The organism is Lysobacter sp. F60174L2, assembly GCF_052547135.1.
In genome coordinates, this window is sequence record NZ_JBQWRA010000001.1 from 596,615 (window position 1) to 619,904 (window position 23,290).

The 23,290-nt window shown below is 68.3% G+C and carries 24 protein-coding genes; 12 read left to right on the forward strand and 12 right to left on the reverse strand.

Annotated elements, in window-relative coordinates:
• Window positions 1-113: 113 nt before the first annotated feature.
• The 5 genes from ACT9AS_RS02605 to ACT9AS_RS02625 all read right to left on the reverse strand — a co-directional run bounded on the left by ACT9AS_RS02605 (window position 114) and on the right by ACT9AS_RS02625 (window position 4,290).
• Window positions 114-1,292: an AI-2E family transporter gene (locus ACT9AS_RS02605; RefSeq protein WP_445098559.1), complete on the reverse strand. Its 1,179-nt coding sequence runs from the start codon at window positions 1,290-1,292 to the stop codon at window positions 114-116.
• Window positions 1,292-1,741, reverse strand: a complete 450-nt coding sequence (locus tag ACT9AS_RS02610; protein WP_445098560.1) for a hypothetical protein — start codon at window positions 1,739-1,741, stop codon at window positions 1,292-1,294. Before ACT9AS_RS02610 ends, ACT9AS_RS02605 begins: the two co-directional genes overlap by 1 nt.
• 70 nt (window positions 1,742-1,811) lie before the next feature.
• Complete coding sequence (locus ACT9AS_RS02615; protein ID WP_445099014.1) at window positions 1,812-2,297, reverse strand: phage holin family protein; 486 nt, start codon at window positions 2,295-2,297, stop codon at window positions 1,812-1,814.
• 153 nt (window positions 2,298-2,450) lie between these two features.
• The gene (locus tag ACT9AS_RS02620) at window positions 2,451-2,813 is read right to left on the reverse strand and encodes a hypothetical protein (protein ID WP_445098561.1); all 363 of its coding nucleotides are present in this window, start codon (window positions 2,811-2,813) and stop codon (window positions 2,451-2,453) included.
• A gap of 46 nt (window positions 2,814-2,859) precedes the next feature.
• The gene (locus ACT9AS_RS02625; protein WP_445099015.1) at window positions 2,860-4,290 is read right to left on the reverse strand and encodes a Do family serine endopeptidase; all 1,431 of its coding nucleotides are present in this window, start codon (window positions 4,288-4,290) and stop codon (window positions 2,860-2,862) included.
• A 531-nt stretch (window positions 4,291-4,821) separates the two neighbouring features.
• Here ACT9AS_RS02625 and ACT9AS_RS02630 point away from each other — a divergent pair.
• From ACT9AS_RS02630 to ACT9AS_RS02645, 4 genes are all read left to right on the forward strand, one after another.
• Window positions 4,822-6,978 (forward strand): adenosylcobalamin-dependent ribonucleoside-diphosphate reductase, encoded by a 2,157-nt coding sequence (locus ACT9AS_RS02630; RefSeq protein ID WP_445098562.1) that lies wholly within the window; start codon window positions 4,822-4,824, stop codon window positions 6,976-6,978.
• A gap of 112 nt (window positions 6,979-7,090) precedes the next feature.
• Window positions 7,091-7,771, forward strand: a complete 681-nt coding sequence (locus tag ACT9AS_RS02635; protein ID WP_445098563.1) for a histone H1-like repetitive region-containing protein — start codon at window positions 7,091-7,093, stop codon at window positions 7,769-7,771.
• 88 nt (window positions 7,772-7,859) lie between these two features.
• Window positions 7,860-8,657: a TSCPD domain-containing protein gene (locus tag ACT9AS_RS02640; RefSeq protein ID WP_445098564.1), complete on the forward strand. Its 798-nt coding sequence runs from the start codon at window positions 7,860-7,862 to the stop codon at window positions 8,655-8,657.
• Between the two features lie 118 nt (window positions 8,658-8,775).
• A complete protein-coding gene (locus ACT9AS_RS02645; protein ID WP_445098565.1) occupies window positions 8,776-9,186 on the forward strand; it encodes a hemerythrin domain-containing protein in 411 nt (136 codons plus the stop codon).
• A gap of 3 nt (window positions 9,187-9,189) precedes the next feature.
• Here the strand turns inward: ACT9AS_RS02645 and ACT9AS_RS02650 are convergent, their stop codons facing one another.
• Both ACT9AS_RS02650 and ACT9AS_RS02655 read right to left on the reverse strand, forming a co-directional pair.
• Window positions 9,190-10,239, reverse strand: a complete 1,050-nt coding sequence (locus ACT9AS_RS02650; RefSeq protein WP_445098566.1) for an alcohol dehydrogenase catalytic domain-containing protein — start codon at window positions 10,237-10,239, stop codon at window positions 9,190-9,192.
• Between the two features lie 89 nt (window positions 10,240-10,328).
• A complete protein-coding gene (locus ACT9AS_RS02655) occupies window positions 10,329-11,132 on the reverse strand; it encodes a hypothetical protein (RefSeq protein ID WP_445098567.1) in 804 nt (267 codons plus the stop codon).
• A 330-nt stretch (window positions 11,133-11,462) separates the two neighbouring features.
• Between ACT9AS_RS02655 and ACT9AS_RS02660 the strand changes: the two genes are divergently transcribed.
• The 3 genes from ACT9AS_RS02660 (at window position 11,463) to ACT9AS_RS02670 (ending at window position 13,844) form a co-directional block, all read left to right on the forward strand.
• Window positions 11,463-12,218 (forward strand): TerC family protein, encoded by a 756-nt coding sequence (locus tag ACT9AS_RS02660; protein WP_445098568.1) that lies wholly within the window; start codon window positions 11,463-11,465, stop codon window positions 12,216-12,218.
• Between the two features lie 85 nt (window positions 12,219-12,303).
• Window positions 12,304-13,191: an FAD-dependent oxidoreductase gene (locus ACT9AS_RS02665; RefSeq protein WP_445098569.1), complete on the forward strand. Its 888-nt coding sequence runs from the start codon at window positions 12,304-12,306 to the stop codon at window positions 13,189-13,191.
• Between the two features lie 128 nt (window positions 13,192-13,319).
• Window positions 13,320-13,844 (forward strand): DUF1993 family protein, encoded by a 525-nt coding sequence (locus tag ACT9AS_RS02670; RefSeq protein WP_445098570.1) that lies wholly within the window; start codon window positions 13,320-13,322, stop codon window positions 13,842-13,844.
• A 45-nt stretch (window positions 13,845-13,889) separates the two neighbouring features.
• On the opposite strand, the gene ACT9AS_RS02675 is transcribed toward ACT9AS_RS02670, so the two are convergent.
• Both ACT9AS_RS02675 and ACT9AS_RS02680 read right to left on the reverse strand, forming a co-directional pair.
• On the reverse strand, window positions 13,890-15,176 hold the full coding sequence (locus ACT9AS_RS02675; protein WP_445099016.1) for an amino acid permease: 1,287 nt from the start codon (window positions 15,174-15,176) through the stop codon (window positions 13,890-13,892).
• 190 nt (window positions 15,177-15,366) lie between these two features.
• Complete coding sequence (locus tag ACT9AS_RS02680) at window positions 15,367-15,900, reverse strand: outer membrane beta-barrel protein (protein WP_445098571.1); 534 nt, start codon at window positions 15,898-15,900, stop codon at window positions 15,367-15,369.
• A 230-nt stretch (window positions 15,901-16,130) separates the two neighbouring features.
• Between ACT9AS_RS02680 and ACT9AS_RS02685 the strand changes: the two genes are divergently transcribed.
• On the forward strand, window positions 16,131-16,898 hold the full coding sequence (locus tag ACT9AS_RS02685; RefSeq protein ID WP_445098572.1) for an N-acetylmuramoyl-L-alanine amidase: 768 nt from the start codon (window positions 16,131-16,133) through the stop codon (window positions 16,896-16,898).
• A gap of 162 nt (window positions 16,899-17,060) precedes the next feature.
• Here ACT9AS_RS02685 and ACT9AS_RS02690 read toward each other — a convergent pair whose 3' ends face one another.
• A complete protein-coding gene (locus tag ACT9AS_RS02690) occupies window positions 17,061-18,317 on the reverse strand; it encodes an MFS transporter (protein WP_445098573.1) in 1,257 nt (418 codons plus the stop codon).
• Window positions 18,318-18,599: 282 nt separating this feature from the next.
• Between ACT9AS_RS02690 and ACT9AS_RS02695 the strand changes: the two genes are divergently transcribed.
• Window positions 18,600-19,178, forward strand: a complete 579-nt coding sequence (locus ACT9AS_RS02695; protein WP_445098574.1) for a hypothetical protein — start codon at window positions 18,600-18,602, stop codon at window positions 19,176-19,178.
• Between the two features lie 44 nt (window positions 19,179-19,222).
• On the opposite strand, the gene ACT9AS_RS02700 is transcribed toward ACT9AS_RS02695, so the two are convergent.
• Both ACT9AS_RS02700 and ACT9AS_RS02705 read right to left on the reverse strand, forming a co-directional pair.
• Window positions 19,223-20,398, reverse strand: a complete 1,176-nt coding sequence (locus tag ACT9AS_RS02700; protein ID WP_445098575.1) for a PQQ-dependent sugar dehydrogenase — start codon at window positions 20,396-20,398, stop codon at window positions 19,223-19,225.
• 10 nt (window positions 20,399-20,408) lie between these two features.
• A complete protein-coding gene (locus ACT9AS_RS02705; protein ID WP_445098576.1) occupies window positions 20,409-20,906 on the reverse strand; it encodes a hypothetical protein in 498 nt (165 codons plus the stop codon).
• A 452-nt stretch (window positions 20,907-21,358) separates the two neighbouring features.
• Here ACT9AS_RS02705 and ACT9AS_RS02710 point away from each other — a divergent pair, with 452 nt between their 5' ends.
• From ACT9AS_RS02710 to ACT9AS_RS02720, 3 genes are all read left to right on the forward strand, one after another.
• Complete coding sequence (locus tag ACT9AS_RS02710; RefSeq protein ID WP_445098577.1) at window positions 21,359-21,721, forward strand: EF-hand domain-containing protein; 363 nt, start codon at window positions 21,359-21,361, stop codon at window positions 21,719-21,721.
• Between the two features lie 169 nt (window positions 21,722-21,890).
• Window positions 21,891-22,631 (forward strand): HAD family hydrolase, encoded by a 741-nt coding sequence (locus ACT9AS_RS02715; protein ID WP_445098578.1) that lies wholly within the window; start codon window positions 21,891-21,893, stop codon window positions 22,629-22,631.
• Between the two features lie 100 nt (window positions 22,632-22,731).
• Window positions 22,732-23,190: a hypothetical protein gene (locus ACT9AS_RS02720; RefSeq protein WP_445098579.1), complete on the forward strand. Its 459-nt coding sequence runs from the start codon at window positions 22,732-22,734 to the stop codon at window positions 23,188-23,190.
• Window positions 23,191-23,290 lie beyond the last annotated feature (100 nt).

Genomic DNA, 23,290 nt, shown 5'->3' on the forward strand with positions numbered 1-23,290 from the left:
TGGGACTGTCTGCGTAGGAGCGACGTAAGTCGCGATCGGAAACCGGGCGGGCGACCGACTGTCCGATCGCGACTTACGTCGCTCCTACAGGAGCCGATTTCCGGTGCGGCGGCTCATTCGAACAGGGTCGCCCAGCCTTCCAGGCCCTCGATCCGCGCCAGTACGATCTTCACGCAGACCAGCAGCGGCACCGCCAGCAGCAGGCCGATGATTCCCCACAGCCAGCCGAACAGCATCAGCGCCAGGATCAGCACCAGCGGCGACAGCCGCATCTGCCGGCCCAGCAGGATCGGGGTGAGTATCTGTCCCTCGAGCGTGTGCAGGCCCAGGTAGATGCCCGCGGGCAGCAGCGACATCCACAGTTCGTCGAATGCGACGAATCCCATCATCAGCATGATGACGATGCCGATCAGCGGGCCGACATACGGCGCGAAGTTGAGGATCATCGCCATCGTGCCCCACAGCAGCGCCTCCGCCAGCGGCACGCCGAGCAGGTAGAAGATGCCGGCCAGCGCCAGCCCGACCACCGCGTTGATCACGCTGATGGTCAGCACGTAGCGCGATATCTCGCGCTCGATCGACTGCATGATCTCGACCGTCACCCGCTTCTGCTGGCGTGTCGGCAACAACGCAAGCGCGTTGCGCTGCAGGTTCTCGCCGTAGACCATGAAGAAGAACGTCAGCAGCACCACCGCCAGCACCGAGGCGATCATCATCGGCGTGGTGGTCAGCGACTTGTACGGGTCGTTGACCTCGGTACGGACCACCTCCACCGGCTTGCCGTCCTCGCCATCGGTGGCGCGGGCGAAATCCTGGGCGGCCTCGTTGGCGGCCTTCATCGGCTTGGTCAGTTCGCGCAGCTTGGGCGCGAGGTCGCGCATCTCGCGCGGAACCTGGCGGGCCCATTCCGAGGCCGGTTCGACCAGCTGGCCGCCGAGCGCGACGGTGCCGGCCAGGCCGAGCAGCAGCACCAGCATCGCGCCGATCGCGCGCGGGATGAACATGCGTTGCAGGCCGCGGATGATCGGGTTGCCGATCAAAGCGAAAAACACCGCCAGCAGGATCGGCAGGATCACGTCCTGCGCCGCCCACAGCGTGTAGCCGATGGCGAGCGTGGCCAGCACCACCAGCGCGGTGGAGGCGCGCGGGCGCAATGGCGAAAGCGGCGGCTCCGCGCCGGAATCGGCATCCGGCAGCGGTGTCGCGGGGACGGCGGGTCCGGATGGCGTGTCCGGCAGGGCGTCGCCGGGCGACGGGCCGCCACCGGAATCGTCCGGGGTGCCCGGGGCCATCAGTCGACCGGCTCCGCGTTGGTCTGGCGGGCCGCGGCCGCGTGGCGCAGCAGGCGTTCGTGGGCGATGCGCTCGCTGGCCGCGGTGGCGGCTGCGGCGTGCGCGGTGGCGGACCCTGCCGCGGGCGCCGCGGCGGCGGCGACATCGCTGGCGCTGTCGGCGGCCTGCTCGGCCTCGCTGGCGGCCTGGCTTGCGGTGGTACTGGCGAACAGCCCGCTCAGCAACGAGACGATCCGCACCACGCTGCCGCCGCGGGCGGCACTGCGCAGTGGCTCGGCCCGGCCGACGAGGAAGCCGGTGACCACGCCGGCGACCATGATCCGGGTCGGCGTCCAGCTCGATCTCCACGACTGCCTGAGCTGCCGCAGGTCGGCGGCGACGCGGCGCTCGTTCGCTTCCAGCGCGTCCTCGGCCTGCGCGACCTTGGCGATGAGTTTGTCGAAGCTCATGGCGTGGTGGTTCTCCCCTGGTTTGCGCGTGGTTTGCACGCAATGGTGGCCGGACGGGCGATGGCGGCCGTCAGGGCGGTGTCACATCGACGCCGCGCTCGTCCTTCACCGGTCGTTCTTCGGTTTCGCTGGCGGGCCCGTGGCGGGAGGCGGAGCGGGCCGACTCGGGCGAGTCGGGAGATGGCATGAAGTCGGCCAGCTCGCCGATGCCGAGCCGCGCCAACTGGCGACGGGTCGCCTGCAGGCGGGTGTGCTCGAAGTAGCGCATCGCGATCCACGCGGCCGCCAGCGTGGCGGCCACGCTGAGCACGGCCGGGATCAGCAGGGCGGCCGACCACGGCAACCCCGCCTGGCGACTCAGGAAGACCACCAGCGTCGCCATCAGCAGCAGCCAGGCCGATGCGCCGAACGCGATTGCGAAGCCGGTCAGTGCGAGTGACCGGCCCAGCGCGCTGCGGGCCAGCGACACGTCCGCGACCACGAGGGAACGCAATGCCTTGGCGGTGTCGCCGGCAGCGCCGAGGCTGGCGCGCCCGGTGGCGCCGATCTGGCGCATGGCTTCATGCAAATCCGGCGGCAGCGCGTCGAAACCGTCGCCGCCGGGGGGGCTGCCGCCATCGCCGCTTGCGCGATCCCCGGGGTCGCGGCGACCCCGGGGATCGTGCTCGTCGCCAGTGCCGTTCGCGCCGTGTGCGGGCATTGCGATGGCTTACTTGTCGCCGCTGCGGGCGAGCTTGGCGATGATCCAGCCGGCCGCGAACGCGGCGCCGAACGAGGCGATCGGGCGCTCGCGGATCAGTTCGGCGGCGCTGTCGATGAGGTCGCGTCCCTTGTCCATCAGCACGTCGGCCTGTTCGCGGGCGGCGCTGCCGGCTTCCTCGGCGGCGCTGATCCCGGCCAGCGCGCTCTCGGCCAGGTCGGACTTGACCTGGGCCTTGCCGATCCGGAGCTCATCGCCGGCCGCGCCGGTCGCGCCCTTGATCGCGTCGCCGGCATCGCGCGCCGCCTGCTTGAGGTGGCCACCGGCTTCGCCGAGGCTGTTCTTGAGGGGGCTGGTGTCGGTGGGGCTCATGCGCGGTTACTCCTGGCGTGTGGACGAAGGGGTGAGCTGCACCGCGTCACTGCATCGGCAGGACGCCCTGCCGGTTGCCGCGCACGATACGCAGGACCAACTGTGCCGGAGACTGTGTGAAGCCCGCGCGGAAGTCGGGCAGGTCCTCGACCGGGTCGTTGCCGGTCGCCACCACCCGGTCACCCACGCGCAGGCCGTTGCGGTCGGCGCGGCTGCCGCGGGCGACCGACTCGACCACCACGCCGTTGGCCCCGGACTGGCGCACGGCCTCGGGCAGTTCGGCGAAGGTCGCGCCGGTCAGGCGCGGGTCGAGCTGGCCGCCGGGGAACACCCGCGGCTGTTCGCGCACTTCCAGTACCTGCTGCAGCGCCTCGCCGTCGCGGCGGATGTCGAGCGTGACCTTGCCGCCGACCGGCTGCAGGCCCTCGAAATTGTGCAGGTCCTGCGGGCCGTCGATGCGTTCGCCGTTGGCCGCCACCACCACGTCGCCGGGCTGCAGTCCTGCCGCCGCCGCGGCCGAGCCGTCGTAGACCCGGGTCACCACCGCGCCGCGGGCCGCGTCCAGCTTGAGCGCCTCGGCCAGCCGCGGATTGACCTGCTGCGATTCGAGTCCCAGCGTGCCCCGGCGTACTTCGCCGGTGGTGATCAGCTGCGCCATCACGTTGCGCGCCAGGTTCGCCGGAATCGCGAAGCCCAGGCCGATGTTGCCGGCCATCGAGCCGCGCGGGTTGAAGCTGGCGGTGTTGATGCCGACCAACTGGCCGTCGAGATTGACCAGCGCGCCGCCGGAGTTACCCGGGTTGATCGAGGCGTCGGTCTGGATGAAGTTCTGGAAGCCGAGCCCGCGCAGGCCGCTGCGTCCCACCGCGGAGACGATGCCGCTGGTGACGGTCTGGCCGATCCCGAACGGGTTGCCGACCGCGACCACGAAGTCGCCGACCCGCAGCGCGCCCGAGTCGGCCAGCGGAATCTCGTGCAGGTCCTGCGCCGGGATCTTCATCACCGCCACGTCGGTGTCGGGGTCGGAGCCGACGAACTCGGCGCTGAGCGTGCGTCCGTCGCTGAGCGTCACCGTGACCTCGTCGGCGCCCTCGATCACGTGGTGGTTGGTCAGCACCAGCCCGCGCCCGGCGTCGACGATGACGCCGGAACCGAGCGACTGCTCGATCCGTTCCTGCGGCACGTTGGGGAACATCCGGCGGAAGATCGGATCGTTCGCGAACGGGTTGCGGATGCGCACCCGCGATTTGGTCTGCACGCTGACCACCGCCGGGGTGACCCGCGCCAGCATCGGCGCCAGCGACGGCATCGGCTGGCTGGCGACCGCGGCCGGCAACTGGCCCACGGCCGGCGTCACGGCGGCCACCGCGGGCGATGCCTGCGCCGGTTGCAGGCCGTCGCGGATCGCGGTCGCGGCAAAACCGCCGAATGCGGCGGCGAGGACCAGGGCGAGCAGGGTCTTGGTCGGGGTCGACATCGGATTCATGCGGGCTCCGGGTTGAACCGTGCCAGTGTGCGTGATGGCCGTTCAATCGTCGATGAAGCGCCACGATCGCGCCCGCAAAACGCATTCCGCCAACGATGCCGGCCACGACTTCAACCGTACCTTCGGCCCGCCGCTTCGAAGCCAAAAATGCGTTGACTTCCCCCGGCGCCGACGGTAGCTTGACCACCTGCCTCGCACACAAGATGTTGTGGTTCGCGAGGCCTTCGAAGCCCAAGCAGTGGGGTTCGCCTGGGCAAGTTAAGCGCTTTGGACCGCAAGGACCGCGGCCCCTGGCGTCTGACGGAGCAGGGCCCTGGCGACCGCTCGAACCACCACCAAGCCCATGCCTGACGCGGTGCGCGCGACGCAGCTGCGGGCCTCGGTGTCGGTGCGTGCGCACGGCTTCGACCGCGGCACCCGGCAACACCCACAACCAGAACAGACAACGAACCGGGCCACACCCGGTCCAGCACAACCCGGCCGCGACCCCATGCGCGGCCATCACGAGGAGAAAGGGCAGGCATGAGTACGGTGCGCCTCGAGGCAGTGAACAACAGCGACAAGGCAGGCATGGACATCCCGATGCAGCCCGCGTCCCAGGACATCTGGGACAAGAAGTACCGGCTCAAGAGCAAGCGCGGCGACGCGGTCGATGCCGACATCGACGCGACCTACCAGCGCGTCGCCAAGGCGCTGGCCGAGGCCGAGCCGACCCCCGAGCTGCAGCAGTACTGGAACGAGCGCTTCACCTGGGCGCTGCGCCGCGGGGCGATCCCGGCCGGCCGCATCACCTCCAATGCCGGCGCGCTCGAGCACAAGCCGGCGACCAGCACGATCAACTGCACCGTGTCCGGCACCATCGAGGACTCGATGGACGGCATCCTCGAGAAGGTCCACGAGGCCGGCCTGACCCTGAAGGCCGGCTGCGGCATCGGCTACGAGTTCTCGACGCTGCGCCCGCGCGGCGCGTTCGTCGCCGGCGCCGGTGCGTACACGTCGGGGCCGATGTCGTTCATGGATATCTACGACAAGATGTGTTTCACCGTGTCGTCGGCCGGCGGGCGCCGCGGCGCGCAGATGGGCACGTTCGACGTGTCGCACCCGGACGTGAAGGACTTCATCCGCGCCAAGCGCGAAGACGGGCGGCTGCGCCAGTTCAACCTGTCGCTGCTGATCACCGACGGCTTCATGGAAGCGGTCGCCGACGACGCCGACTGGCCGCTGGTGTTCCCGATCAACATCAAGGAAAAGGGCGACGCCGACCTTGATGACGCCGAGTCGGTGGTCTGGCGCGACTGGCCGACCCACAAGAACTACATCGCCCGCGACGACGGCCTGGTCGCCTGCAAGGTCTACGGCCACATCAAGGCCCGGCACCTGTGGGACATGATCATGGTCTCGACCTACGACTACGCCGAGCCGGGCTTCATCCTGATCGACCGCGTCAACGAGATGAACAACAACTGGTGGTGCGAGAACATCCGCGCGACCAACCCCTGTGGCGAGCAGCCGCTACCGGCCTACGGCGCCTGCCTGCTGGGCTCGGTCAACCTGACCAAGTTCGTGCGCGACCCGTTCACCGACAAGGCCGCGTTCGACTGGGACGAGTACCGCGAGGTCGTGCGCGTGTTCACCCGCATGCTCGACAACGTGGTCGAGATCAACGGCCTGCCCTTGCAGCAGCAGCGCGACGAAATCATGCGCAAGCGCCGCCACGGCATGGGCTTCCTCGGCCTCGGCAGCACCGTGACCATGCTGCGCATGCAGTACGGCTCCAAGGCGTCGTGCGAATTCACCGAGCGCGTCGCCCGCGAGATGGCCGTGGCCGGCTGGGAAACCGGGCTGGAACTGGCCCGCGAGAAGGGCCCGGCGCCGATCATGGTCGAGAACTTCCAGGTCGACGCCGAGATGCTGCGCAAGCGCCCGGAGATGGTCAAGGACGGCTGGAAGATCGGCCAGAAGATCCCCGGCAAGACCCTGCATGCGAAGTATTCGCGCTACATGCAGCGCATCGCCGAAGTCGCCCCGCAACTGGTCAAGGAACTGGCCGAGACCGGTGCCCGCTTCACCCACCACAGCTCGATCGCGCCGACCGGAACCATCTCGCTGTCGCTGGCCAACAACGCCTCCAACGGCATCGAGCCGTCGTTCGCCCACCACTACAGCCGCAACGTGATCCGCGAGGGCAAGAAGACCAAGGAGAAGGTCGACGTGTTCTCGTTCGAGCTGCTGGCCTACCGCGCGCTGGTCAACCCGCGGGCGATGCCGTTCTCCGAGGACGACGCCGAGAAGCTGCCCGACTACTTCATCGCCGCCGACGACGTCACCCCGAAGCAGCACGTCGACGTCCAGGCCGCCGCCCAGAAGTGGGTCGACAGCTCGATCTCCAAGACCGCCAACGTCCCGACCGACTACCCGTACGAGGACTTCAAGGACATCTACACCTACGCCCACTCCAAGGGGCTCAAGGGCTGCACCACCTTCCGCTTCAACCCCGCCGCGTTCCAGGGCGTGCTGGTCAAGGAAACCGACCTGGAGAACACCACCTACCGCTTCGAGCTGGAGGATGGGCAGGTGGTGGAGGTCAAGGGCAACGAGCAGATCGAGTACGACGGCGAGATGCACACCGCCGCCAACCTGTTCGACGCCCTCAAGGAAGGGTATTACGGCAAGTTCTGACGGCACGATTTCATGGTGTGTTGCGCGCGACTCGGGTATACGATCGCCTCGGTGACACAACGGTTTCACCGCGTTACCCGCATCGCCAACAAGACGCCCGTCAGGAGGGCACATGAGCAACGGTAATGGAGTGACGGCAACCCTTTCCCAGGCCGCCGACAGCATCAAGGAAACCGCCGGCAACATCGGCAGCAGCATCGCGTCGACCGCCGAGGGCGCCGCCACCACGGTCCTCAGCAGCGCCAGCCGCGTCCGCAAGGCCGCCGCCAAGAAGGTCAGCAGCACCAAGAAGAAGCTGGCCAAGGCCAGCGCCGACGGCAAGAAGGAAGCCGACACCCTGGTCCGCAAGAGCGCCGCCAGGAAGACGGCGGCCGCCAAGAAGACTTCGGCGAAGAAGGCCGCGACCAAGAAGGCGACTGCGAAGAAGGCGACCGCCAAGAAGGCTCCGGCCAAGAAGGCGACTGCGAAGAAAGCCACCGCGAAGAAAGCCACCGCCAGGAAGGCGCCGGTGAAGAAGGCGGCCACGAAGAAGGCGACGGCCAAGAAGGCGTCCAGCAAGAAGGTCGCAAGCAAGAAGGTCGCAAGCAAGAAGACTGCGGCCCGCAAGGCGCCGGCCCGCAAGGTCGCCGGCAAGAAGGCAGTAGCCCGCAAGCCGGTCGCCAAAAAGGCGTCGGTGAAGAAGGCGACCGCCAAGAAGGCCGCTCCGAAGAAGGCAGCGCCGAAGAAGGCCGCCGCCCGCAAGGCGCCAGCCAAAAAAGCCGCCGCCCGCAAGACCGCAGCGCGAAAGAAGTAGCCGCGCGCATTCCTCCCTCTCCCGCTTGCGGGAGAGGGCTGGGGTGAGGGCGCTCCAGAACACGCACCACCGAACAGGACCGGAACCGATGGCCGTCAAGATCGACAAGAAAATCAAGGGTTACAGCGTCGTCAGCCAGGAGGACCGCGCCCGCGAGGCAAAGGCCGACGCCGTTGCGCGCGACGCCGCCGACGCGGCCGCCAAGCCCGGCGCCAACGTCATCCAGATGCACGAGAAGATCGAGCGTCCCGAGACCCTGATCGGCTCCACCTACAAGCTCAAGACCCCGCTGTTCGAGCACGCCCTGTACGTGACCATCAACGACATCGTGCTCAACGCCGGCAGCGAGCACGAGCAGCGCCGGCCGTTCGAGATCTTCATCAACTCCAAGAACATGGACCACTTCCAGTGGATCGTGGCGCTGACGCGCATCATGTCCGCGGTGTTCCGCAAGGGCGGCGACGTGACCTTCCTGGTCGACGAGATGAAGGCCGTGTTCGACCCCAAGGGCGGCTACTTCAAGGCCGGCGGCGTCTACATGCCGTCGCTGGTGGCCGAGCTGGGCAGCATCGTCGAGGACCACCTCAAGGCGATCGGCCTGCTGCACGACCCCGAAATGAGCGCCGAGCAGCGCGCCCTGATCGCCGAGAAGCGCGCCGCCTATGCCGCGCTCGACTCAAAAAAAAACAGTGAAGTAAGCGCAGGCGACCTGTTCGCCGAGCCGAAGATCCGCGACACCCCGCGCAGCGAAGACGTCGAAGTCACCGGCGACGGCGCCTCGTTCCCGCCGTCGGCGACCATGTGCCACAAGTGCAGCACCAAGGCCGTGGTGATCATGGACGGCTGTGCGACGTGCCTGAACTGCGGTTACAGCAAGTGCGGATGATTGCAGTCCTGGCGCTACGGTAGGCGACGCCGCGGGCGGATCGCCGCGCCGCTCGCCTCAAGTGCAGCGATCGTCGGCCGATAAGCCTTTCGCCGTCCCCACGACGGCGGGAGCCCATGTGAATATCGATCGCTACAGGAACGACCACGCCACCATCCTGGGGCAGGTCGAGGAATTGCGGCAGTTGATCCGGTCCGGCATCGAGGCGCAGGCCGATGCGATTGCCGAACACCTCGTCCGCGTCAGCAGCGGGATCAAGTTCCATCTGCTGGCGGAGGACTCGGTTCTCTATCCCGCGATGGAAAAGGCCGACGCCGCCGAGGTCGTTGCCCTCAGCCGGCGCTATCGGGCCGAGATGGCCGGCATCGCGCAAAGGTTCCGCGAGTTCGTTGCCCGTTGGCGCGTGGGTGCGCGCATCGGTGCCGAGCCGGAAACCTTCCGGCACGAGGCCAACGAGATATTCCGCGCGCTGTACGAGCGGCTGCAGCGGGAGGACCGGGAGCTCTACCCGGCCGCCGAGCAGCTGTAGCCGTCACCCCGCCAGCGACGCGTTGTCGATGACGAACCGGTACTTCACGTCGCCGTTGAGCATGCGTTCGTAGGCGGCGTTGATTTCATCGGCGCGGATCATCTCGATGTCGGCCACGATGCCGTGTTCGGCGCAGAAATCCAGCATTTCCTGCGTCTCGGGAATGCCGCCGATCAGCGAGCCGGCGAGGCTGCGGCGCTTCATGATCAGGTTGAATACCTGCGGCGAGGGATGCGGCGTGGCCGGCGCGCCGACCAGCGTCATCGTGCCGTCGCGCTTGAGCAGCGCCAGGAACGCATCCAGGTCGTGCGGCGCGGCCACGGTGTTGAGGATGAAGTCCAGGCTCCCGGCCTGCGCCGCCATCTCATCGGGATTGCGCGAGACCACGACCTCGTCCGCGCCAAGCGCCCGGGCTGCGTCACGCTTGGATTCCGAGGTGGTGAAGGCCACCACGTGCGTGCCGAGGGCATGCGCCAGCTTGATGCCCATGTGGCCCAGTCCGCCGATGCCGACCACGCCGACCTTCTTTCCCGGCCCGACCTTCCAGTGGCGCAACGGCGACCAGGTGGTGATGCCCGCGCACAGCAGCGGTGCCACGGCGGCGAGCTGGTCCTCGGCATGGCGGATGCGCAGCACGTAGCGCTCGTCCACCACGATCTGCTGCGAGTAGCCGCCCAGGGTGTGGCCGGGCGCGTCCGCGGTGCGGCCGTTGTAGGTGCCGACCATGTGGTTGCAATAGTTCTCCAGCCCGTCGGCGCACTCCGCGCACTCCCTGCAGCTGTCGACGATGCAGCCCACGCCGACCAGGTCGCCGGGCTTGAAGCCGGACACGTCGCCGCCGACCGCGGACACGCGACCGACGATCTCGTGGCCCGGCACGCAGGGGAACAGGGTGCCGGCCCATTCCGCGCGGACCTGGTGGATGTCCGAATGGCACACGCCGCAGAAGGCGATGTCGATCAGCACGTCGCTCGCACCCGGCGTGCGGCGGGTGATGGACATCGCTTCGAGTGGCTTGTCGCCGGCGTGGGCGCCGTAGGCTTGGATGGTCATTGCAATGTCCTGTGAGTCGGGTTGCGCGCCCGTGGTGGGCCGCAGGGGAAGAATATCCCGACGCCGCGGGCCATCCACGGACACCGGTATCAGAACGCCAGGGTGATGCCCGCGACCGGTCCCTTGAACTCCTGTCGAAGCCCGATCATGCCGTCGCTGCCATGGCGGTCGACGTCGAGCCGGAACCAGTCGTAGCCGACGTGGACCCCGAAGTTGTCGCTGAATCGATATTCGACCAGCGCGTTGGCGCGGGCGAGGTCGCCTTCGTAGTCGTCGAAGTTGCCCCAGTCGGCGTCGAGGTACTGGCCCTGTGCGATGACCCGCCAGTTCTCGGCCGGCGCGAAGGTCACGCGCGTGCCCACCACCGGGGCGTAGCCGTCGGATACTTCGTTGGCCCGGTAGCTCTCGATGTCGAGCTCGGCGCGGGCATCGGCTTCGAACCTGGCGTACTCGACGCCCAGTTGCAGGCCCCAGCTCAGGGTGTCGGTCTCGACCACCGCGAAGTCGTAGGCGAGGCTGGCGACCTCGAACTGCACGTCGGTTTCCAGGAAGCTGCCGGCCGGGATGGTCACGTCCTCGTAGGTGACGTCGTCGCTCAGGGTCCAGCGGCGGTCCTTGTCGTAGCTGAAATAGTTGAACAGCAGGCGGTTGCGCTCGCTGAAGCGGAACTGGCCTTCGATCCGCGGCCCGGTTTCCGTGCCGCCGAAGTCGAAACCCTCGTTGAATTCGATCGTCTCGCCGGACACCACGGTGCGGCCGCGCAGCTCGCTCTCGGCATCCACCGACATCGCGCCCAGGCGGAGCACGAGGCGGTCATCGTCTATCGCTTGCGCGGGAGCGGCGAACGCGGCTGCGACGCCCAGAATTGCGAGTTGAAACGGGAAGTGCTTCATCGTCCATCCATGTCGTCGTGGGGGGCACCATGAAAGGGTGAACAGGGTTGTCTGCGCGTGAAATGCGCGCAGGTAAACCGGTCGCCGCGTGCTAGGATCGGCGCCGAAGGGGAGTAGCTCCCGATCGCTGTCGCCGTCATTACGGGCCGTTGTCATTCAGACGCAGCCCCGGTGCAGCAGCAGGTCCGCCGTACCGCGGCCTGCGAGCAAGACCTTCGCCGTTCCACGGCGAAGGCGCGTCTGTTCGATGCATCTGGCCATGGCCCGCCCCGCAACGCGCCGTGACGGCTGCGCTGTGGGTCCTCACAGTCCGACTCGAAGAGACACCTAATGGAAACCCTGGCCAACCCCGAAATCTGGATCGCACTCGCCACGCTGACCGCGCTGGAACTGGTGCTCGGCATCGACAACATCATTTTCATCTCGATCCTGGCGGGCAAGCTGCCACCCGAGCAACGCGATAAAGCCCGGCGGGTGGGCATCACCCTGGCGGCGGTCACGCGGCTGGGCCTGTTGCTGGCAATCGCGTGGATCATCGGCCTGACCGCGCCGCTGTTCTCGCTGTTCGGCCATGCGTTTTCATGGCGCGACCTGATCCTCATCGGCGGCGGACTGTTCCTGATCGGCAAGGCCACCCACGAGATCCACCAGAAGCTGGAAGGCGCCACCGAGCAGGTCACCGTGGGCGCCGCGACGGCCACGTTCGGCAGCGTGATCGCGCAGATCATGCTGCTCGACATCGTGTTCTCGCTCGATTCGATCATCACCGCCGTCGGCATGGTCGACGAGCGCTGGGTGATGGTCACCGCGATCCTGGTCTCGATCGGCTTCATGCTGGCGTTCGCTAGGCCCATCGGCGACTTCGTCGAGCGCCACCCGACGGTCAAGGTACTCGCCCTGAGCTTCCTGATCATGATCGGCCTGGTGCTGATCGCCGACGGCTTCGGCCAGCACATCCCGAAGGGCTACATCTACGCGGCGATGGCGTTCTCGGTGTTCGTCGAGCTGATCAACCTGTGGATCCGGCGGCGCTCGCAGCCGCAGGTCGAGCCGGTCGCGCTGCACGAGAAATACTCGGACGGGTGATCGGGGGAGGCGCGGCGCGGCCGTCGTGCCGCGCCGTTGACATGCCCGCGGCGAGAATCCGCCGATCCCGACGGAGGCGAACGCGATGGTGGAACCGCTCGACTGCGCGATCATCGGCGGTGGCCCCGGCGGGTTGACCGCGGCGATCTACCTGGCCCGCTTCCGCCGCAGCAGCGTGGTGGTGGACGCGGCCGCCAGCCGCGCGCGCTGGATCCCGGAGAGCCACAATTGCCCCGGCTTCCCGACCGGCGTCAGCGGGCGCGACTACCTCGCCCGGCTGAAGCTGCAGGCACGCGCTTGCAATGCGCGGTTCGAGTCGGGCGAAGTGACGGCGATCCATCGCGACGGCGACCTTTTCCGGCTAGCCGGCGTCGACGGGCTCAGCGCCCGCAAGGTGATCCTCGCCACCGGTTGCGAGGACGTCATGCCGCCGGTCGCCGGACTGGCGGACGCGATCGACTGCGGCGCGATCCGGCTGTGCCCGGTGTGCGACGGCTTCGAGGCGATCGACCGCGACATCGCGGTGTATGGCCCGCTGGCCCAGGCCGCCGACCATGCGTTGTTCATCCGTACCTTTTCCCGTCGCGTCGTGCTGGTCCCGAGCGACGACCACGACGACCCGGGGGCGCGTTCGCGACTGCGCGATGCCGGGGTGGCGATCACCGGGGCCGGCCGTGACATGCGGTTCGACGGTTCGCGTTGCAGCTTCATGCTGGGCGACCGGCGTCGCGCGTTCGACGTGGTCTATTCGATGCTGGGCACGCGCCAGAACGCCGACCTGGCCACCACGCTTGGCGCGGCGACCGACGACGAGGGCGCGTTGCTGGTCGACCACGACCTGCTGACCAGCGTGCCTGGCCTGTACGCGATCGGCGACGTGGTCAGCGCACTCAACCAGATCGCGGTGGCAACCGGTCACGCGGCCATCGCGGCCACCCACGTGCACAACGCGCTACCGCGCAATCACGCATAGCGCATGGCGCTGGCAACGCGCCCGGGTGATCGCTGTCGCACGGCACGGGATACGCCATCCCGCCAGCGTGGCTTTTCCACGCGGGTCCCGGCGCTTAGCCTTTGGCTCCCGTGTCGAGCGAGTCCGCCATGTCCAGCCGCATTTCGATGTATTCCGCGTCCATTCCCGTCTTCATCCGCGCCCTTCGTGGCCTGGACCATGTATTGCGGCTCGGCGAGGCGCACGCGCTTGAGCGTGGCATCGATCCCCGCAGCCTGCTGCAGGCCCGCCTGGTGGAAGACATGCACCCCTTGGTGCGGCAGGCGCAGATCGCCACCGACATGGCCCGCAACGGTGCCTCGCGGCTGGCCGGTCGCGACGTGGTGTCGGTGTCGGACGACGAGACGGACTTCGACCAGTTGCACGTGCGGATCGCACGAACGATCGCGCACCTGGAAGCCTTCACCCCGGCCCGGATCGACGGCTCGGAATCGCGGCCGGTCACCCTCCGCGTCGGTGATGCCGAGATGGCGTTCGAGGGCCACGACTACCTGCTGGGATTCGTGCTTCCCAACCTGTATTTCCACGTGACCACGGCCTACGCGATCCTGCGCCAGGCCGGGGTGCCGCTGGGCAAGCCGGACTTCTTCGGCCGGGCGATGCCGACCCGGTGAGTCGATCCCCCCCCCGGCTCCAGCGGGTCGATCCAGTGGGTCGACCTAGCCGGCGGTAGCGACCGGCTTGCGCCGGAAGCGATAGATCACCGCACCGATCAGCAGCGCGATCGCCCCGGCAACCAGGTTCTCCAGCTTCGCGCTGGCCAACAGGCCGATCGACAGCAACAACGCGACCACCGGAATCAGCGGCCCGCCCGGCAGGCGCATCGCCCCGGGCTGGTTGCCGTAGCGCTTGTGCAGCATCAGCACCGAGGTGGCGGTGCCGATGTAGGTGAACAACCGCGCCACCACCGACAGCAACGCCAGTTGCACGAACGAGCCGGTCAGCGCCAGTGCCAGCGACAGTGCGCCGAGCGTGAGGATCGCGACCGTGGGCGTGCGGAAGCGCGGGTGGATGTCCGCCAGTGCGCGCGGCCCGTAGCCGTCCATCGCCAGCGCGTGCAGGTAACGCGGCCCGAGCATGATGGTGTTGCTGTTGGTGCCGAGGATCGACACCGTCGCGCCGACCGTCAGCACCAGCGCCAGCCAGCCGCCACCGAAGCGTGCCGCGGCGTCGGCCAATGGTGTGTGCGACTCGGCCAGCCCCGGCAGCGTGCCCAGCGCGACCCACTGCACCGCGAAGTAGACCGCGGTAACGGTGGCGATCATCGCCAGTAGTGCGAACGGAACATCGCGGCGCGGGTTGCGGTACTCGCCGGCCGCGGCCGGCAGGTTCTCGAAGCCGGCATAGGCGAACAGCAGCAGCAACGCCGCCTGGCCGAGGTCGCCCAGCGGCAGGTCGAACACCGAGCCGGCCGCCAGCGGCGCCGCCATCGCGGCGTCGACGAACATCGCGCCGATGCCGATGAACATCAGCAGCGGCACCAGCTTGGCGATCGCAAGGAACACACCGGTGCGTGCGGCGGCGCGCACACCGACCACGTTGACTCCGACCAGAAATGCCAGCGAGCCGATCACGATCGCGATCCGGATCGCCCCGCTGGCGGCACTGGGCCAGAAATGGGTGACCGCCTCGGCCAGGCCGTTGCTCAGCGCGGCGGCGCTGGCGATGCGGGTCAGGAACAGCATCCAGCCGACCTCGAAGCCGATGAACGAGCCGAAGGCCTCGCGGGCGTAGAGATAGCCGCCACCCGGATCGTCGAAGTAACTCGAGGCCTGCGCGTAGCACAGCACCAGCAGGCTCACCGCCAACCCCGCCAGCAGCACCGCCCACAGGCTGGACGGCCCGAGCAGCGCGGCCGCCGCGGCCGGCAGCAGGTAGATGCCGCTGCCGATCACGTCGTTGAGTGCGAGGCCGAACAGCTGCCAGCGGCTGACCGCACGGAGCATGCCGGGCTCGCCGGCGGGAACGGGTGCGGGCGCGGCGGGCGCGGTGGACGATGTCGATGGGCTCACGCATTTCCCCGGGCGAGTGGCTGCGGGCCAGATTGCATGATCGGGCGGCCAGCGTCCAACCATCCAGCAAAAAGCCACCGGGAGTGCCGGTGGCTTCGGGTCGTGTTGCAGGGCAGGTGCGCGATCAGAAGTCGAAGCGGACCTGCAGCTGGGCCAGGTCGACCTCGCTGTCGTCGATCTCGAAGCGGCTGTACTCGCCACGCAGCGCGACGTTGTCGGTGAACCGGTACTGCAGGCCCAGGCCATAGGTCGGGTCGTTGCCGCTGTCGTCGGCGAGCAGGCCCGGGACCGAGGCGTCGACGTTCCAGTCGTTGATGCCGGCCTTGGCGTAGCCGGAGAAGCTGTCGGTGAACGGCACGGTGCCGACCGCGACCAGATAGGCCGCGTCACCTTCCAGCTTCGGGCCGGCCGAACCGAGCGGCTCGATCTCGCCGAAGTCGGCATAACCGGCCTCGAGGCCGAAGTACGGGGTGAACTGGTAGCCACCGAACGCCGAGAACGCGGTGTCCTCGTCGTCCAGCGCACCGTCGTCGATCATCGCCTGGCCGGCGCCGCCACCGACGTAGAAGCCGGGACGCTCGTCGGCCTGGGCGCCGAGCGCGACGGCGCCAAGGGCGACGGCGAGGATGCTGCGGGTGAGGATGTTGCGCTTGCTCATGTTGAACTCCTGGTTCGACATCGCTGCGTGGGGGAGGGAGCGGCGATGTTGGCGACGGGTCCCGGCGACATGCCTGGACAGCCGTTGCTGCAGACAAGACGTGGGGTCGCGATGGCGTTGGCAAAGCCCGGAATGCGGGGATGCAGCGTCCCGCGGCTGGAACATTCGGCGCGGGCTGCAGGGCTTGCCTGATTGGCTTAACGTGTGCGCAGGCCGACAGACCCGTGACCATGAAGCCATTGAAACTCGCCGTCGCCGCGTTGCTCCTCGCCGTGTTGTCCGGCTGCGCCAGCACCCTGCCGCGCAACACGCTGGCGGATTGGCAGGCATCGCCCAACTTCCAGCCGCGACGCGCGCGCGTGATCGTGTTGCACCACACCGCGATGGACAACGCGCAGGCAGCGTTGCATGTACTGCAGACGGAGAACTCCGGCGGCCCGGTCAGCTCGCACTACCTGATCGGCGACGACGGGCACCTGTACCAGCTGGTGTCCGAGCAGTCGCGCGCCTGGCATGCCGGTGGCAGCCGCTGGGCCGGCATCAGCGACCTCAACTCGTATTCGATCGGGATCGAACTCGACAACAACGGTCACGAGCCTTTCAGCGAGGCGCAGCTGCAATCGTTGCTGGTGCTGCTGGAGGACATCGTCGAACGCAACGGCATCCAGCCACACCTGGTGGTCGGCCACGGCGACATCGCGCCGACCAAGAAGGACGACCCCAGCGTGCTGTTCCCGTGGCGGCGGCTGGCCGAAGCCGGCTTCGGGCTGTGGCCGCGCGACGTTCGCGCCGCGCCGCCGCCGGGCTTCGACCCGTGGGCGGCGATGCGGCTGGTGGGTTACGACCTGCGCGAACCGTCGGTGGCACTGGCCGCGTTCCACCGGCACTTCCGCGGCAGCGAGGAAACCACCTGGCTGCCCGGCGATGCCGAAATCCTCTACGACCTGCAGTTGCAGTTGATGGAGTTGCCGGCAACCGCACCCCAGCCGCCGCCGTGATTTTTGTAGGAGCGACGTAAGTCGCGATTTCCCTGGTAACCGTCCGTTTGCGCACGCTCGGTGCGCGAGAAACTGCGACGGCGATACCGGGATTTCGCGCGCAACACGAGGTGCGCGACAGCAGGGAAATCGCGACTTACGTCGCTCCTACAGCTGGCGCTTTCAGCTCTCCGGCACGACCACGGCAGCCTGTTCCGCGCGTCCCGCTCGCTTTGCCACCGTCCAGCCGATCAACGCCGCGCACAGCAGCACCACCGCGGCAATCAGCAGCGATGTCCCCGAATAGGCCACCCACGCGTCCGGCCCGACCGTGACCGAGTACACCGCGCCGAAGAACAGCGGCGACAGCACGCCGGCGATGCTCGCCACGCTCATGTTTGCGCCCTGCAACTGGCCCTGTTCCGACTCCGACACCCGCCGCGTCATCAGCGACTGCAGCGTCGGCATTGCCAGCCCCCACAGTGCGTTGGGCAGCATCGCCAGGGTGAACCACCAGCCGTTCGGCGCCAGGCCCATGCAGGCGACGCCGAAGGCGCCGCCGAACAGGCCGAACACCATCGTCCTGCGATCGCCCAGCCGCTTCACCACCGGCCCGGTCAGCACGCCCTGCACGACCATGTCGAGCGCGCCGACCAGCGCCAGCAGCAGCCCGACCTCCCACGCGCCCCAGCCGTAGCGGTAGCCGGCATACAGCACGAACACCGCACTGAACACGTGGTGGGCGAAGTACAGCAGGAAGTTGACCACCGCCAGTCCGGACAGCTCCGGGTGCGAGCGCAGCAGGCGCAAGGCACCGAACGGATTGGCGCGCCTCCACGAGAACCCCATGCGCTTCTCCGGCGGCAGCGATTCGGGCAGCACGAACGCGCCGTACAGGAACGCCACGCCACTCAGCGCGCCCGCGACCCAGAACGGCAGGCGCGGCGAGATTTCGCCGAGTACGCCGCCCAGCAGCGGCCCGGCCACGAACCCGGCGCTGAATGCCGCGCCGATCAGGCCGTAGCCGCGTGCGCGATCCTCCGGCGCGGTGATGTCGGCCATGTAGGCGTAGACGGTGGTGAAGCTCGACGAGGTGATGCCGGCGATGATCCGCGCCAACGCCAGCCACCACAGGTTCGGCGCCAGCGCCATCAGCGCGCCGTCGATCGCGAGGCCTGCCGCCGAAATCAGGATCACCGGGCGCCGGCCGTAGTGATCCGACAGCGAGCCGATCACCGGCGAGACCAGGAACTGCATCCCCGCCCACAGCGCCACGAACACGCCGTTGATGACGCCCGCCTGCGCGTTGGACCCGGTGAACTCCTCGATCAACGCCGGCAACACCGGGATCACGATGCCCATCGACAGGATGTCGAGCATCGCGGTGACGAGGATGAAGGCGATCGCGGCCTGGTGGCCGTGGAATGGACGCGATTGCATGCGCGTTCCCGCTCGGTAAAGAGGCGCGATTGTGCACGTTTGCGGCCCGGGTTGCTGCGCTCCACGGCGGAAAACCGGCCGCGCGGGAACGTGCCGCATGGCAACACGGGATTGCCCGCGACAGCGGTCAAAAGGCGGATGAACGGGCGGAACCGCTAAACCCGCGGCACGGCGGAGTGAAGCGGCTGTTAGATGCGGAAACGGTCATCACCGGTACAGCCATCGCGGACCACTTTCCAGTCGCTGCGCTCGCGCACGCAATGGCCCGCCCAGGAGGCACCCATGAAAACCCGGACCCGCAACCTGTTGATGCTTGCACTCGCCACCGCACTGGCTGCGCCGGTCGCGGTTGCGCAAACCGAAACCACCCAGCAGCAGCTCGACCGGCAGGAATCCGCCGAGCAGTTGCCGCCGCAGGTCAATCCGAACGAAGCCGCCGATCAATCGGTCGACCCGCGCCTGCCGGTTGCAGACGAGGCCGAGGATCCAATGAGCGCGGTTCCGCCGCCGGCGCGCAGCGACGCGCAGTCGACCCTGCGCACGAAGGTCGCGCCCGATCGCTGGACCCGGCTGGATGCCGATGCCGACGGCCGGATCAGCAAGGCGGAGAGCGCCGCCGATGCGGGGTTGAGCACCGGGTTCGCGGCGATGGACAGCGACGGCGACGGCTTCGTCAGCCGGGCCGAGTTCGATGCCGACCAGGGCAATGACCGCGACAGTGTGGGCGACGACAGCATGGATCACGACGGCATGGACCACGAAGGCATGCACGACCGCGATCGCATGGACGACGACGGCACGGGTAACGACCGTGTCGAACCCGCCGGCGCCGGGTCGATCGACAACCGCGACGGAGGCTGAGCCGCGCCCGCGCCTCGATCCCTCGGGTTGTCGGAGGCCGTCCCTCAGCCGGGTCGGGTCAGGCGCAACAGGCGGCCGTCTTCGCCATCCTCCAGCAACCAGATGTCGCCGTCGGGTCCCTGCTCGACCTCGCGGATGCGTGCGTCCATGTCGAAGCGCTCGGCTTCACGCGCGTTCTTGCCTTCGAATTCGACCCGCACCAGCGCCTGCGATGACAGTCCGGCGATCAGGCCATCGCCCCGCCAGTCCGGGAAGGTGTCGCCGGAATAGATGATGAAGCCACCGGGCGAGATCACCGGGTTCCAGCTCAACGCGGGCGCGTTGAATTCCGGCCGGGTGTCGTGGTCGGGGATCGGACGGCCGTCGTAGTGGTCGCCATTGGACACGATCGGATAGCCGTAGTTGCCGCCGCGCTCAACGCGGTTGAGTTCGTCGCCGCCCTTCGGTCCCATCTCGATGTTCCACAACTGGCCCTTGGCGTCGAACGCGATGCCGAGCGGATTGCGGTGGCCGAGCGACCAGACCTGCGCGGCGACCTCGCCGTCGTCGACGAACGGGTTGTCCGCGGGCACGCTGCCGTCGTCGTCGAGCCGCACGATCTTGCCGAGGTTGGATTGCATGTCCTGCGCCGGGTCGAACTTCTGGCGCTCGCCGGAACTGATCCACAGGTGCCCGTCCGGCCCGAACGCGATGCGATGGCCGAAGTGTCCGCGGCCGGCCACCTTCGGCACCTGCCGCCAGATCACCCCCAGGTCCGACAGCGCGCCGCCGCCCTGCTTGTCGAACGTCAGCCGCGCACGCGCGACGGCGGCGCCGCGGATGTCGCCGTCGCCGGCTTCCGCATAGCTGAGGTAGACCAGCCCGTTGTCGGCGAAGTCAGGGTGCGGCACCACGTCGCCGAGGCCGCCCTGGCCGCCGTAATCCACCGCCGGAACGCCGCTGACCTCGCCGGTCTTGCCGTCGGTGCCGACCAGCTTCAACGTGCCCCCGCGCTCGGTCACCAGCAGGCGGCCGTCGGGCAGGAAGCTCATCGCCCACGGTTCGTCGAAGCTCGCCACTTCGGTGGCGATGAACGGCCGGCCATCGGGTGCGAGCGTCGCGGCAGCGCCCTCCACTTCGGCGGCGACCTGCGGGCCGGCGTTCTCGCTGCCGTTGCCATTGCCGCACGCGCACAACAGGGTCAGTGATACCGCCGCAAACAGCAGGGAACGATTTTTCACGCTGAGATCCTCAGGACATGGTCTTGCTGGTCTCGTACGGTAGCGTTGTTGCGCCGGCGGCGACAATCCGCGGCTCGATCGCGGTCAGCGTGTCCTTCGAGGCGTCGACCACCACCAGGATGTTGCCGGCCTCGATCTCGTCGTGGAAGTTGCGCCGGATCGGGTCGGGCAGGGACGAGCCGACCAGCGCCGAGGCCCAGCAGCCCACCACCGCGCCCGCGACCGTCGTGGCGGCGGCGCCGGCAAGGGTCACGCCCAGTGGCGGGATGGCAACCGCGACCAGCCCTGCAAGCAAACCGGCACCGGCCCCGTAGCCGGCACCGCGCGCGGCGGCCGGCATCAGGTCGGTGTCGGCCTCCTTGCGCTCGTCTGGAATCGATTCGACCTCGATATCGGAACGCGCGACCAGCAGGATGTCGTCATCGTTCACGCCACCGGTACGGGCCGCCTCCATCGCGAGTTCGGCGGTGGCGAGGTCGGGCGTGCTGAATACGTGTCGCAGCTTCATGGGATCGCTCCTGTGTCGGTCGCGGCGTGGCATGCCCGGGAGCCGGCGAGGCATGACGTTGAGCCGCGCAGGCAGGGCGTCGGGATCAGCTTTGTCCCGTTGGGGTTATTCACGCGTGACGATATGCGGACGGGCCGCAGGGCGCGGCTCAGGGGTCAGTCGCGAAGGCGCCTGCGTGAAGGTTTTGTTTCCGTTCACCGTTGCCCGCCGCGCCGAGTCCGCAGCCGGTCACGTTTTGTCACCGATACGGCACGCGCCTAGCGTCATCGGCCGGCGGGTTGGTTAAACCAACGTTGCCTTAACGGTTCGCGACCGGCGTCCGTTCATGGCACCGGCCGCAAGGTGCGAACCGTGCGGTGGCCCTCCCCCACGGCGGACCGTGCAGCAGTGCATACCCATGAGTTCCACCCTGTCCCAATTTGTTCCAGTAGCGGAACTTCAGGAGATTCCAGATGACCAAGCATTCCCCCAAGTTGATCGCCCTCGCCCTGACCGCTGCGATGGCCGCGCCGCTCGCGTTCGCCCAGGACGCCGGCACCGAAACCGATGCCGCGGCCACCGCGCCGACCGCCCAGGCGGCCCCCGCCGCCCAGGCCGGCGCCCCGGCGAAGCAGAGCTGGGCCGATGTCGACACCGACAAGGACGGTGCCCTGAGCCAGGCCGAAGCGGCCGCGGTGCCGTCGCTGGTGCAGGTGTTCGGCGAGGCCGACACCGACGCCGATGGCTCGCTGACCGCCGACGAGTACAAGGCCTATGTCGCCAAGGTGCAGGCCGAGGGTGCCGCCGGTGGCAGCGCCGGTGCCTCGGGCGAGTAAGCGTTCCACCCGTCAGGCGTGACGGAGGGAGGACGGCTTCGGCCGTCCTCTCTGTCTGTGGATCGGAGCGATGTGGATCGGAGCGGCCTTGGCTGCTCTTTTTCTATGCGGTCGGATTTATGCGACCGGAGCGACCTCGGCCCACCACATCGTTTTCTATACTGCCCCGATGGATGACAACCGCAGCCTCGCGATGGTCGGCTTCGACGCCGACGACACCCTCTGGCGCAGCCAGGACTATTTCGATGCCGCACAGCTGGAGTTCGAGCGCATCGTCGGCGCCTACGTCGACCTTGCCGACAGCCGCGCGCAACAGCGCCTGTACGAGGTCGAGACCCGCAACATCGCTGTGTTCGGCTACGGCGTCAAAGGCATGGTGCTGTCGATGATCGAGGCCGCGGTCGAACTGACCGCGGAACGCATCAGCGCCGCCGACCTGCACCGCATCGTCGGGCTCGGCAAGGAGCTGCTGCGGCACCCGGTCGAGTTGCTGCCCGGCATCCGCGAGGCGGTCGAGGCGGTCGCGCGCGACTTCGAAGTGGTGCTGATCACCAAGGGCGACCTGTTCCACCAGGAGGCCAAGGTGCGCGACTGCGGTTTCGCCGACCTGTTCCGCCGGATCGAGATCGTCAGCGAGAAGGACACCGCGACCTACGCGCGCCTGCTCGCGGAATTCGAACTGCCGGCGGACCGCTTCCTGATGGTCGGCAACTCGCTGCGCTCGGACATCGCGCCGGTGCTGGCGCTGGGCGGGTGGGGCATCCACGTGCCGTACCACACCACCTGGGCGCACGAGGCCCAGGCCGAACTCGACGTCGATCCGCCGAGGCTGCGCACCGTGGTGCGGGCCGCGGACCTGCCGGGCGCGGTCGCCGAACTTGCCGCGCTGGCCACGCACAACCGCGGCTGACCGTGATCGCGGCATGACGCCGCCATTAAAAACACATTCACACGGGCTGACGCATGGTCGGGGCGTGCCTGCACACAGCGGGCGAACCGAGGAGAAGCCCATGACCACGACCCTGTCCCGCTGGCTCGCCCCCGTCGTCCTGGCCGCCGGCTTTGGCGGTATGGCGATGATGCCGGCCCCGGCCCACGCCCAGAGCGGCGATGACCTGGTCCGCGTGCTGGTCGATGTCGCCGACGTGATGTTCCGCAGCGGCACGCCTTACTACCGTCATGGCAACTACGGTCGCAATGATCGCTTGGTGGTGGTGCGCGACCGCTACGGCCGGCCCGTGTACTACCGGCAGGTGCGTCGTGGCCACGACAACCACGACCGCTATCGCAACTACGGCCAGTACCGCAGCAGCCAGGTCCGGCGGAACGTCAAATGCAACAAGCACGGCAAGTGCACGGCCAAGTACTACGATCCGCGTTACGACCGCGACCGTTACAACCGCTATGACCGCCACGACCGCAACGATCGCTATCGCTGGGAGGCCCGCCGCTACCGCGATCGCGATTGAGGCATCGCAGCGACGCTCCCCCTCGAAGGCACCGCATCCGCGGTGCCTTTGTCGTTCCGACGTTCCCGCGCCGCAACATGAACCCCGGCGGCCGGATCGG